Annotated in this window: 8 protein-coding genes and 1 pseudogene; 7 read left to right on the forward strand and 2 right to left on the reverse strand. The window is 55.6% G+C overall.

The features are described 5' to 3' along the window. Position 1 precedes the first annotated feature (1 nt). The 6 genes and pseudogenes from H7U36_RS05455 to H7U36_RS15135 all read left to right on the forward strand — a co-directional run. Positions 2 to 1,939, forward strand: coding sequence for an amylo-alpha-1,6-glucosidase (locus tag H7U36_RS05455; protein ID WP_205155781.1), 1,938 nt, complete (start codon positions 2 to 4; stop codon positions 1,937 to 1,939). A 167-nt stretch (positions 1,940 to 2,106) separates the two neighbouring features. Continuing rightward, positions 2,107 to 4,368: a glycogen/starch/alpha-glucan phosphorylase gene (locus tag H7U36_RS05460; protein WP_205155782.1), complete on the forward strand. Its 2,262-nt coding sequence runs from the start codon at positions 2,107 to 2,109 to the stop codon at positions 4,366 to 4,368. 22 nt (positions 4,369 to 4,390) lie between these two features. Then, the gene (gene malQ, locus H7U36_RS05465) at positions 4,391 to 5,866 is read left to right on the forward strand and encodes a 4-alpha-glucanotransferase (protein ID WP_138303468.1); all 1,476 of its coding nucleotides are present in this window, start codon (positions 4,391 to 4,393) and stop codon (positions 5,864 to 5,866) included. Between the two features lie 3 nt (positions 5,867 to 5,869). Next, complete coding sequence (locus H7U36_RS05470; RefSeq protein WP_205155783.1) at positions 5,870 to 7,657, forward strand: glycoside hydrolase family 13 protein; 1,788 nt, start codon at positions 5,870 to 5,872, stop codon at positions 7,655 to 7,657. Between the two features lie 6 nt (positions 7,658 to 7,663). Beyond that, positions 7,664 to 9,343 carry a glycoside hydrolase family 13 protein gene (locus tag H7U36_RS05475; RefSeq protein ID WP_191493547.1) on the forward strand — a complete coding sequence of 560 codons (1,680 nt, stop codon included), beginning with the start codon at positions 7,664 to 7,666 and terminating at the stop codon, positions 9,341 to 9,343. 240 nt (positions 9,344 to 9,583) lie between these two features. Continuing rightward, a pseudogene (locus H7U36_RS15135) lies at positions 9,584 to 10,048 on the forward strand (type III toxin-antitoxin system ToxN/AbiQ family toxin); the annotation flags it as partial. A 63-nt stretch (positions 10,049 to 10,111) separates the two neighbouring features. On the opposite strand, the gene H7U36_RS05480 reads toward H7U36_RS15135, so the two are convergent. Together H7U36_RS05480 and H7U36_RS05485 are read right to left on the reverse strand one after the other, a co-directional pair. Beyond that, entirely contained in the window at positions 10,112 to 11,446 is a 1,335-nt protein-coding gene (locus H7U36_RS05480) for an MATE family efflux transporter (protein ID WP_138303460.1), read from the reverse strand. Between the two features lie 174 nt (positions 11,447 to 11,620). Beyond that, on the reverse strand, positions 11,621 to 12,007 hold the full coding sequence (locus H7U36_RS05485; protein WP_138303458.1) for an Hsp20 family protein: 387 nt from the start codon (positions 12,005 to 12,007) through the stop codon (positions 11,621 to 11,623). Between the two features lie 260 nt (positions 12,008 to 12,267). Here H7U36_RS05485 and H7U36_RS05490 point away from each other — a divergent pair, with 260 nt between their 5' ends. Beyond that, complete coding sequence (locus H7U36_RS05490) at positions 12,268 to 12,777, forward strand: DedA family protein (RefSeq protein ID WP_138303456.1); 510 nt, start codon at positions 12,268 to 12,270, stop codon at positions 12,775 to 12,777. Positions 12,778 to 12,788 lie beyond the last annotated feature (11 nt).

Genomic DNA, 12,788 nt, shown 5'->3' on the forward strand with positions numbered 1-12,788 from the left:
GATGAAGTGGATATACGGCAGACAGGAGTTTAAGACAGTAGAAAGAAGCGAGGAGACCTGCTATCTGATGACAAACGGCCTGGGAGGTTTCTCGTCTCTTACAGCAGCCGGGGCGGCGGCCAGAAACGATCACGCGTTTTTCATGGCCTGTGTGAAATCCCCCAACAGCAGGTACAACATCATCCACCGTCTCCGGGAGCAGGTGGGGGACACGGTCCTCTCCACCCAGGAGATGGCAGACGGCTCGGGGGAGGCGGGATACCGGTATCTTTCCTCCTTTACATGGGAGGACACTCCCGTCTGGCAGTTCCAGGCGGATGGTGTGGAGATCCGCAAGGAGGCGGCCATGGAGCAGGGGGAGAACACCATTGCCCTGCGCTATGAGATTGCCAACAGAAGCCGGGAGGCCAGAACCTTTCTGGTTACTCCCTTCTATCAGTTCACCCCCAAGGGGGAGGATCTGGATCCGGGCAGGGAGCCTGCCTTCGTGGACGGAAAAATTGCCGGGGAGGCAGGGACGCTGGTTTACCGGACAAACGGCCATGACAGGCAGATAAGGCCGGAAAAAGAGACATACTATTACCGCTATGACGCCTGCGACGGCAGAAGAGAGTGCGGATCCGCCGTGGCTCTCCATCAGATGGGAATGACGGTTCCCCCGGGGGAGGAGAGAGTCCTGGAGGTGGTCTGGCACCTGGAGGCGCCGGGGGAGACTTTCGTCTTTCCCGGGGCCCGGGAAGTCATAGAGCGGGCGAAGCAGTTCCGGCAGGAACTGTCCCGGAAGGCTGGTTTTCAAGACGAAATTGCGGATGTGCTTGTAAAGAGCGCGGCCCAGTTTGTGTCAGAGAGGGCCTCCACAGGGGGAAAGACCATCCTGGCCGGCTTCCCCTTCTTTGAGGACTGGGGGCGGGACACCATGATCGCGCTGCCTGGCGTCAGCCTGTCCACAGGACAGTACGACACGGCAAAGGACATTCTCCGCACATTTGCGGCCTATGAGAAGCATGGTCTTATGCCCAACCTCTTCCCGGAAGGGGAAAATGAGCCCTTATACAATACGGTGGACGCGGCCCTTCTCTTTATCAACTGCGTCTGGCTTTATTATGAAAAGACGGAAGATGGGGACTTTGTCCGGGAGATGTACCCGGTCATGGAGCGGATCATCGAGGCCTACAGGACAGGCACGGACTACGGCATCCATATGGACGGGGACGGCCTTATCATGGCGGGACGGGGGCTGGACCAGGTGACGTGGATGGACGTGCGCATCGGGGATATCCTTCCCACGCCCCGCCACGGGAAACCGGTGGAGATCAACGCGTACTGGTACAACGCCCTGCGGATCATGGAGCGGCTGGCCCCCCTGCCGGGAAAAGAGCCGGGGGAATACGCCAGGCTGGCAGAGCAGGTGAAGCGTTCCTTCACAGAGCAGTTCTGGATGGAGGAAAAGGGGTGCCTTAAGGACCTGGTGTCCGGAACCGGCGCGGACGTTCAGATCCGGTGCAACCAGATCTGGGCCGTATCCTTCCCCTTTACCATGCTGGATGAGGAGAAGGAGAAAAGGGTGGTGGAGACCGTCTTTGAAAAGCTGTGGACCCCCTGCGGACTGAGAACCCTGGAGAGGGACGATCCCCAGTTCCACCCCTCCTACGGCGGAGAGATGATGGAGCGGGACATGGCCTACCACCAGGGGACGGTCTGGCCCTTCCCCCTGGGAGCCTACTACCTGGCTTATCTGAAAGTCCACGGTTATTCCCGGGCTGCGAAAGAAAAGGTGAGAGAGCAGATGGAAGGACTGGAGAGCGCCCTCAGGGAGGGATGCGCAGGACAGCTTCCGGAGATCTATGACGGGGCGTTCCCCACGGTCTCCAGAGGGTGCTTCGCCCAGGCCTGGAGTGTGGGAGAACTGCTTCGGGTCTATGAAAAACTGGAAAAATAGGGTATAATAACCACAGCGTGGTTATTATACCTGCGCATAGAGCGGTTTCTGCGGAACCGCAGAAATCCGCCGCGCATCTGCCAGAGGCCCATGGCCGCTGTGCGGCCATGGTATAATAATACCGTAGTGTTTATGAAATATCAGATGTGAAAAGGAGAGTATTCATTATGGAACAGGCATTACAGCGTGTATTGCAGGAGAAATTTCAGAAAGATATCAAAGACGCCACAAAGGAGGAGATCTACACAGCCCTTCTCTTTGTGACAAAGGAAAAAATGCAGGGCATGAAGGCCAACACAGGAGACAGGAAATTATATTACATTTCCGCGGAATTTCTCATCGGAAAGCTTCTGTCCAACAATCTGATCAACCTGGGAGTTTTTGAGGAGACAAGGGAAGTGCTGAAAAAATACGGCCACGATCTGACACAGATCGAGGAGGTGGAGCTGGAGCCGTCCCTTGGAAACGGAGGCCTTGGACGTCTGGCGGCCTGCTTCCTTGACTCCATCGCTACACTGGGACTTGCCGGGGACGGCGTGGGACTTAACTACCACGACGGACTGTTCCTCCAGAAGTTTGCGGACAACAAGCAGTGGGAGGACAAAAACCCCTGGATCACAGACAATACATGGCTTACAAAGACAGACTGCCATTTTGAAGTGCCATTTAAGGACTTTACACTTACTTCCACCATGTACGACATCGATGTGCCGGGGTACAAGAGCGGGTGCAACAAGCTCCACCTCTTTGACCTGGACTCTGTGGACGAGAGCATCATCCACGACGGCATCCAGTTTGATAAGAGCGATATCCAGAAGAACCTGACCCTGTTCCTCTACCCTGACGACAGCGATGAGGCGGGACAGCTGCTGCGCATCTACCAGCAGTATTTCATGGTCAGCAACGCGGCCCAGCTCATTCTGAAAGAGGCACAGGAGAGAGGCGTGGACCTGTATCACCTCCACGAGCATGTGTGCATCCAGATCAACGACACCCATCCTACTATGGTGATCCCGGAGCTGATCCGTATCCTGACAACCCAGAAGGGCTTCAATATGGACACAGCCATCGACGTGGTGAGAAAGACATGCGCCTACACGAACCACACCATTCTGGCAGAGGCTCTGGAGAAGTGGCCCATCGCCTACCTGGAGAAGGTGGTTCCCCAGCTTATGCCCATCATCCGCGAGCTGGACGCAAGGGTGAGAAGGGACTTCCATGACGAGAGAGTGTACATCATCGACAAGATGGACCGGGTACACATGGCCCACATCGACATCCACTACGGCTATGCGGTGAACGGTGTGGCTGCCCTCCACACAGAGATACTCAAAGAGTCCGAGCTGAAGCCTTTCTATGATATTTACCCGGAGAAGTTCAACAACAAGACAAACGGCATCACTTTCCGCCGCTGGCTTCTCCACTGCAACCATGAGCTTGCGGATTATCTGAAGGAGCTTATCGGAGAAGAGTATGTGGAGGACGCTTCCCAGCTTGAAAAACTGCTGGCATACAAGGATGACGAGAAAGTGCTCCAGCGTCTCAGAGAGATCAAGAAAGACGCCAAGGTGGAGCTGAAGAACTATCTGAAGATGACCCAGGATGTAGACGTGGACGAGAATTCTATATTTGATATCCAGATCAAGCGTCTCCACGAGTACAAGAGACAGCAGATGAACGCCCTCTACGCCATCTACAAATACAAGGAGATCAAGAAGGGCAACCTGCCGGCAAGACCCATCACCATGATCTTCGGCGCCAAGGCTGCTCCGGCCTACACCATCGCAAAGGACATCATCCATCTGATCCTCTGTCTGCAGCAGCTTGTGAACAACGATCCGGATGTCAACAAGTACATGCGCATCGTCATGGTGGAAAACTACAATGTGACAAAGGCTGAGAAGCTGATCCCGGCCTGCGACATTTCCGAGCAGATCTCCCTGGCGTCCAAAGAGGCCTCCGGAACCGGAAATATGAAGTTCATGCTGAACGGAGCCGTGACCCTGGGAACCGAGGACGGGGCAAATGTGGAGATCCACCAGCTTGTGGGGGACGACAACATCTATATCTTCGGCGAGAAGTCCGAGAAGGTCATCCAGCTCTACGCTGACAGCGCCTACAATTCCAGAGCCATCTACGAGAGCGATCCGCAGATCGAGGAGCTGGTGGACTTTATCATCAGCAAGGAGATGATCATGATCGGCGATCCGGTGAACTTAGGAAGACTCTACAAGGAGATCGTGGGCAAAGACTGGTTCATGACCCTTCTGGATGTGAAGGACTACATCCGCACAAAAGAGCAGATGCTCGCAGACTACGAGGACGAGAAGGCATGGGCGAAGAAGATGCTGGTGAACATTGCAAAGGCAGGCTTCTTCTCCTCAGACCGCACCATTGCGGAGTACAACAGAGACATTTGGCATCTGTAAAATAGATAAGAGAGGTATTACCATGAGACAGACAGGCATACTGATGCCCGTGTCCTCCCTCCCCTCCCGGACGGGGATCGGGGAGCTGGGCCCGGCGGCATACAGATGGATCGAGATGATGAAGGAAAGCGGGGCAGGGATCTGGCAGATCCTTCCCCTGAACCCTGTGGGCTACGGCAATTCGCCTTATCAGCCCTACTCATCCTACGCAGGAGACGAGCTGTATATCAGTCTGGATGTGCTTTTCCAGGAAGGGCTTCTGAAAGAGCAGCCGGAGGTGTTCCGGGAAAAGGCAGTCCGGGTGGATTACGATGCGGTGCGCGCTTTCAAGCTTCCCTATCTTAAGGAGGCCTGGCAGGCATTCCGGGAGCAGGGGCTGGATCAGAAGGAAGAGTTCCGGACCTTCGCCCGGCAGGAGTGGGCCTGGGAGTACGGCGTGTTCCGCGCCCTTAAGATAAGCAACGGCGGCACATGCTGGAACGAGTGGAAAGAGGAGGATAAAAACTGGACCAAGACCCGGCGGGAGCTGACTGCCCCGGAAAAGGAAGAGGCGGATTTCCAGGTGTTCCTCCAGTATATGTTCTTCTGCCAGTGGATGAAGGTGAAAAAAGCGGCCAACGAAAACGGTATCCGCATCATGGGGGACGTGCCCTTCTACGTGGGCGTGGACTCTGTGGACGTGTGGGGAGGAAAGGACAATTTCCTTCTGGACACGGACGGACGTCCCATCTTCATAGCAGGCGTTCCGCCGGACTATTTCAGTGAGACAGGGCAGAGATGGGGCAATCCCATCTACGACTGGGACTACATGAAGGAGCAGAACTATCAGTTCTGGCTGGACCGGATCGGCTACAGCGGAAAGCTTTTTGACATTGTGCGCATCGACCATTTCCGCGCTTTTGACACCTACTGGAAGATCCCGGCCTCCTGCCCCACAGCCGTGGAGGGAGACTGGATCGAGGCGCCCGGGTACGAGGTGCTGGATCTGCTGACGGAGAAGCTGCCCGACGTGGAGCTGGTGGCGGAAGATCTGGGAGATCTGCGTCCGGAGGTTCTGACGCTGAAAGAGCACTACCATTTAAAGGGCATGAAGATCCTTGTCTTCTCCATTGAGACAGGCGGAAAGTACGCCCGTGATATCTCGGAAGACACAGAAAACATGATCATATACACCGGCACCCATGACAATGACACACTTATGGAATGGTACGGGAATTTAAGCCCCGCCGCCAGGCGGAAGGTGCGCCGCTTCCTTAAAAAGGAAGGGTGCAGGGCAGGGTCCGTGAAGGACAGGCTGATCACCTACCTGCTGCACAGCCCGGCCCAGTACGCCATCATCCCCATGCAGGACATTCTGGGACTTGGCCGGGAGGGCCATATGAACACACCGGGAACAGTGGGCTCCCCCAACTGGGAGTGGCATATGCCGGACTTTGACAGAGCCGGACGGGAACTTGCAGGATACAGAAAACAGATCCAGGCCCGGAAAGAGGTATAAAAGATGGAATTTACAGGCGTTTACCACAAAACTTCAGAGCAGATGAGCTATCCTTTAAATGAAGACGAGCTGGTGGTCAACTTAAAGACCGGCTACGACGTGAAGCGGGTGTTCATCCATCACGGAGACCCCTTCGAGGCGGGCATCCTTGGCGGGAAAGAGAAGTGGACCGGGAAGAGGGAGGAGATCGTCTACAAAAAGAGGCTCCGCCATCAGATCTGGTGGACCACCACTCTGGTTCCACCTTACAAGAGATGTAAATATTACTTTGAACTGCACACGGACAGAGAAGTCTGGTACTACTGCGAGGACGGTTTCCTGACCCAGGAGCAGATGGATATGGAGGGAAGGATGATCCAGTGCTTTACTGTGCCCTGGATGAACCCGGCGGATGTAAACCGGACCCCCGACTGGGTCAACGACACGGTCTGGTACCAGATCTTCCCGGACCGCTTCTGCCGGGGAGTTTCCGGCGCGGAAGGAGCTGCCCGGGACAGCGCTGCCCCGGAGGGAGATATCGTTCCCTGGCGGAAGGGGCCTGTCACCAACGAGGAGCGCTTCGGGGGAAACCTGGAGGGGATCCGACAGAAACTTCCTTACCTGGCAGACCTGGGGATCACCGGGATCTACCTCAACCCTATCATGGAGGCGGAGTCCAACCACAAGTATGACACCACAGATTACACGAGGATCGATCCTCATTTCGGGGACGGGGAGACCTTTGCCAGACTGGTGAAGGAGGCCCACGCCCTGGGGATCCGGGTCATGGTGGACGCGGTGTTCAACCACTGCGGGCGCAGGTTCGCCCCCTGGCAGGATGTGCTGAAGAACGGGCAGGATTCCCCCTACGCGGACTGGTTCATGGTCCACCAGTGGCCCCTGCCGGATAAGCATGAGGACACAAGGGACGGAAGGTTCTACTCCTTTGCCTTTGCGGACTGGATGCCAAAGATCAACACCAACAACGATGAGGTCATCGATTACTTCTGCGGCGTGTGCGAGGGGTGGATCCGGGATTTTGATATCGATGGCATCCGCTTTGACGTGGGAAATGAGGTGTCCCACCGTTTCCTGAAGAAGATGCGGGAGCATCTGAAGAAGTGCAGGGAGGATATCTACCTCCTGGGAGAAATCTGGCATGACGCCAGCCAGTGGCTCATGGGGGATGAGTACGACTCAGTCATGAACTACCCCCTTATGAGCGGCATCCATGATTTTTTCCTGGACAAGAGCATGAAGAAAGAGGAGTTCGAGTACATGATCAACCGCTGCTACACCATGTACATGCAGCAGAACAACAACGTCATGTTCAACCTTCTGGACTCCCACGACACGGAGCGGCTTATGAACCGGTTCCATGACCTGGATATTTTTTACCAGCAGCTTGCGGTCCTCTTTACTATGCCGGGAAGCCCCTGCATCTACTATGGGACAGAGATCGCCATGGAGGGCGGCCACGACCCGGACTGCAGAAGGTGTATGCCCTGGGATGAGCTGGACAGAGCACAGAACCGGGAGAGGATCGCGGCCATGCGCTCCCTCATTCGCATGAGGAGGCAGGAGGACGCCTGCCGGAGTCTCTATTTTCACTTTCCCCGCGAATATGAAAATGACCGCTGCGTGGAGTACATCAAGCTGGACGGCCAGCAAAATGAGATCGAGGTGCTCTTGAACTGTTCGGACGAGGATATGGAGGTCAGGCCGGAGGGTGAGATCCTCTTCGCCAGAAGATTTGAAGACGGAGTGCTGGAAAGCAAGGGAACGCTGATCCGGCGGAAGGAAAGGAGATGAAAGCGCATGAGTGGCAGAACGACAGAGAGAAAACCGGATAGAAAATGGTGGCAGCAGGCGGTGGTCTATCAGATTTACCCCCGCAGCTTCCAGGACAGCAACGGGGATGGTATCGGGGATATCCAGGGCATCATCAGCCGGCTGGACTATTTAAAAGAGCTTGGTATTGACGCCATCTGGCTCTCGCCTGTGTACAGGTCTCCCCAGGACGACAACGGCTACGACATATCGGACTACCAGGACATTGACCCCATGTTCGGCAGCCTGTCCGACATGGAGGAGCTCATTGCGGAGGCAAAGGAGCGGGGGATCCGCATCATCATGGATCTGGTGCTGAACCACACCTCCGACGAGCACCGCTGGTTCCAGGAGGCGAAAAAGAGCAGGGACAACCCGTACCACGACTACTATGTCTGGCGTGACGGGGTGGAAGGAGAGCTTCCCAATGACATGGAGGCGGCCTTTGGCGGGCCGGCCTGGGAGTGGGTTCCGGAGCTCCAGCAGTATTATTTCCACCAGTTCTCCGTGAAGCAGCCCGATCTTAACTGGGAAAATGAGAAGGTGCGCCGGGAGATCTACGACATGATCCTTTGGTGGATGGACAAGGGCGTGGGCGGCTTCCGCCTGGATGTCATTGACCAGATCGCCAAGGAGCCGGACCGGAGGATCACAGCCAACGGCCCCAGACTCCACGAGTTTATCCGGGAGATGAGCCGGGAGACCTTCCAGAAGGGGGACCTCATCACTGTGGGGGAGGCCTGGGGAGCAGACCCGGAGAGAGCGAAGCTCTACAGCAATCCGGACGGCAGTGAGTTCTCCATGGTGTTCCAGTTCGAGCACATCGGCCTGGACCAGCAGGAGGGGAAGACAAAGTGGGATCTGGCTCCTTTAAGCCTGGTGAAGCTGAAAGAGACGCTGGCAAAATGGCAGGTGGAGCTTGGCGGCAAGGGCTGGAACAGTCTCTTCTGGGACAACCACGACCTGCCAAGGATCGTCTCCAGGTGGGGAGACGACGGGAAGTACCGGACAAGATCCGCCAAGATGCTGGCCTGTGTCCTTCACGGCATGCAGGGCACGCCCTACATTTTCCAGGGGGAGGAGCTGGGCATGACCAATGTCCGCTTCCAGGATATCAGCCACTACAGGGATATCGAGACGCTGCACCTCTATGAGGAGAGGGTGGAAGCAGGCTACGATAGGGACGACGTGATGGCCTCCATCTACGCCAAGAGCCGGGACAACGCCCGCACGCCCATGCAGTGGGACGACAGCAGGTGCGCCGGCTTTACGGCGGGAGAGCCCTGGATCGAGGTGAACCCGAATTACCGGGAGATCAACGCCGCCGCGCAGATGGCGGATCCGGACTCCGTGTTCCGGTTTTATCAGAAGCTGGTTGCTCTGCGAAAGGAGTACCCGGTTTTTGTGGACGGAAGATTTGAGCTCCTCTTCCCGGAGGATGAAAAGATCTTTGCCTACACAAGGACAAGCGGAGATACCCGGCTTCTCGTCCTTGCCAACTTCTCGGGGGAGGACGCCGTCTGTGACCTGCCGAAGGAGTGGGCAGAGGGCCAGGTGCTGATCCACAGCTGCGCCGGGGAAGACAAAGAGGCAGGCGGGCGAAGCGGCTGGAAGCAGGGGAGACTGCAGCCCTACGAGGCGCTGATGGTGCTGTCCGGCAAAGGCTAATAAGAGACATAAAGCGCTTGCTTTTTTGCGCAGGCTAAGCTATACTGGATGTATTCGAAGAGGGTGTATCTCAGCCCCAAGTGAGAAAATTAAGAGTGTCCGCCTTTCCTGGCGGATGAGACACAGAGGAGGCAGCCCAGGCTGCCTCCGGTGTTATCTTTTTATTCGTGAAGATCTTCAAAGTTTCCAAAAGTCATGAGAATTCTAAAGTCTGGAAGTGCGTTCTGACAAGGAGGCGGAATGAGTCATATCAAGTTTTACCACATCAAAGAAGACTATGTGGACTATCTTCTCCCCTGCGCGCCCCATCTTTTTTGCAATCGGCGGGAGGGAGGACGGCAGGAGCGCAAATATATCGGCATCGTGCTGCGCATAGGCTGCATGGATTATTTTGCGCCCCTCTCATCCTTCAAGGCAAAGCACGCGCAGATGAGAGACAGTCTGGATTTTATCAAAGTGAAAAGCTATGCGGTCATCAACCTGAACAATATGTTTCCTGTCCCGGAGGGGCAATACGAGTATGTGGATATTGCCCGGGTGGAGGATGAAAAGTACAGAGATTTGCTGCGGGCAGAGTACAGATACATCAAAAAGATACAGGAAAAGATCCGCCGCAGCGCCCTGCTCCTGTACCGGAAAAAGGTGGGAGGAGAGAAGTCCGCTGTGGCGGCAAGGTGCAGCGATTTCCAAAAGCTGGAGGAGCTGTGCCGCCGGTACCGGCCCGGCGCCAGCACAGAGAAACTCAGTCAGGGCAGCGTGAGCCCGGCGTCAGTCCGAAAGGACGGCCGCCCTCCGGTACACGGCAAAGGCGACCACAGCCGTGATCAGCTCCGTTGCCCAGAAGGCGTGCCACACGCCGGAGGGCCCTATGAGCCTGCTCAGGATAAAGGCGGCCGGGAGGATGACCACAATGTACCGGCACAGGGAGATGATGAGGGAGGGGAAGCCCTTGCCAATGCCCTCCAGGGCCCCTGAGGATGTAACAGACACAGAGGACACGATAAAGCCGGCGCTGATGATGCGGAGGGCAGCAGCTCCCGCCTGGATGGTCTCCGGATTTTCCGTGAAAAGTCCGATCAGGAGGTGGGGCACTGTCAGGCAGACTAGGGTGCCCGCCACCATGATGACGGCGCACATGGCCAGGGTGACCCTGTAAATCTTTCTCACCCGCTCCCGCTCCCCGGCGCCGTAGTTGTAGCCGATGACAGGGCGCATCCCTTGGACGATGCCGCTGGCGGGGAGATAGAGGAAGGTCTGCAGCTTGTAGTAGACGCCCAGGATGACGATATAGCTCTGGGACCAGGCTGCCAGGATGGTGTTGAGTGCGGATATCATGACCGAGGGGAGAGCCAGGTTTAAAGTGGCGGGGATGCCCACCGAGTAGAGCTTTGCGTCCATCTGCCTGTCAGCGGCCAGATAGCGGCGGCTGATCTTCAGGGGAAGGGGAAATCTGCTGTAGACGATGAGGTAGACAGCCAGCGTCAGCACCTGCCCCGCGCCGGTGGCGATGGCGGCCCCCTCTATGCCAAGCTCCGGGAAGGGCCCCAGGCCGAAGATGAGGACCGGGTCCAGGATGATGTTGGCGATGCAGCCGGAGAGCATGCTCAGCATGGTCAGCTTCATCCGGCCGACAGCCTGGAATATCTTCTCAAATGCAAGCCCCACGGAGATGACGATGGAAAAGGAGAAGGCGATCACACTGTAGCGCACGCCCAGGTCTATGACCTGCTGGTCAGAGGTGAACATGCCAAGGAACCAGCGGATAGCCCCGATGCAGGCCAGGGACAGGATGATGCCGTGGATGGCGGACAGAAGGATGCCGTGGGTGGCGGCAGTGCCGGCCCGGTCCTTATTTCCCGCTCCCAGGTGGAAGGCGATCTGGGCGTTGATGCCCACGCCAAAGCCGATGGCCACTGCGTTGATCAGGTTCTGCAGGGGGTAGACAAGGGAGAGGGCCGTCATAGCGTCCTCGCTGATGCGGGCCACGAAAAAGCTGTCCACGATGTTGTAAAGGGAGTTGACCAGCATGGAGATGACCATGGGCAGGGCCATGGACGCGATGAGGGGCAGGATGGGTTTCTCTTTCATAAATGTCTCGTTCATATTTTTTATTCCTTTCTTTCCCGGAGGTCCGGCGGCAGCAAAAAAACCACACATCTGCCAGAGGCAGGTGTGTGGCGAAAAGTGGCTGAGCCAGAAAAATCCACATCAGAATTTTAGCGCTATGTTATTTGCCGCATATCAGCTTTATAACTGTAGCACAGGAAAGGGGTTGTGTCAACAGGCGATAGACAGTGTCAAAGTACCGTTTACAAAAGTGGAGGTGACGTCCTTCTCTGTGACGTCCTCTCCTACATAGAAGCTGCGGGATACGGAGCCCGCGTAGTGCTTGGGACAGGAGTATTTCTCGCCCTTTGCGTCCTCTTTTTTGGCGCTGACTGTTACGTAGCCGTTTTCAACCCTTGTATGAATCTCGTCTTTGTCAAATCCGGGTATTTTCAGGTCCATTTCGCGGGAATTGTCTGTTACGCGGGTATCTCCCTTCATGATCAAGTCCATACCGTATTTTCCGTATTTAAGAGGCGAACCGCTCTCATAGCTGTCGTGAAGAAATCCCATACTGCTGTCAAATGTATCTGTTGTTTCCATGTTTACTATTTTCATAATTGTTGTCTCCTTTCAGCAGCATACATCTGCCTGAATTAGATTGTTATTTTTTAGACAAACTAAAAATATCACCATTCAGTGGAAGTGTCAATATATCCAGGACAAAATCGTGATTATTCAATAATTTCCTTTTTTCAGGCACGGCAAATTGTGAAAATTTATAATACGGATATTCTTTAGAAAATCTTTCGTTTCTTAGCACATGCTCCTTAAGAAATTGTGGGTATCCTAAATACATACAAAGGAGGATGTGTTCTATGGATATCCAGACGCTTACAAACTATTTTCTTGAGTACGGCGCATTTTTCATATTTCTGATCGTTTTTCTGGAATACCTGAACCTGCCCGGCTTCCCGGCCGGCGTGATCATGCCGCTGGCGGGGATCTGGGCCTCCCAGGGGGAGATCAGCTTCCCCATGGTGATGGTTCTGTCCGTGGCTGCGGGGCTGGCGGGAAGCTGGGCTCTCTATCTTCTGGGGAGGACAGGTGGAACCCGGCTGCTGGGCTGGTATTTCAGGAAATTTCCAAAGCAGAAGCCTGTCATAGAGGAAAAGATGCGGTTCCTGCGGGAAAAGGGGTGCGTGGGCGTCTTCGTCAGCAAGCTTTTGCCCATGGTGCGGACCCTGATTTCCATCCCGGCAGGAATGGTGAAGATGAATTTTGTGAAATACACGGTCAGCTCTGTCCTTGGAATCTTTCTGTGGAACCTCCTCTTTGTGGGAGCGGGCTACTTCTTCGGGGAGGCCGCTATCCACATACTGAGCTAGAGGAGGAAATG

It is taken from the genome of Faecalicatena fissicatena (assembly GCF_016900595.1).
GTDB lineage: Bacteria > Bacillota > Clostridia > Lachnospirales > Lachnospiraceae > Claveliimonas > Claveliimonas intestinigallinarum.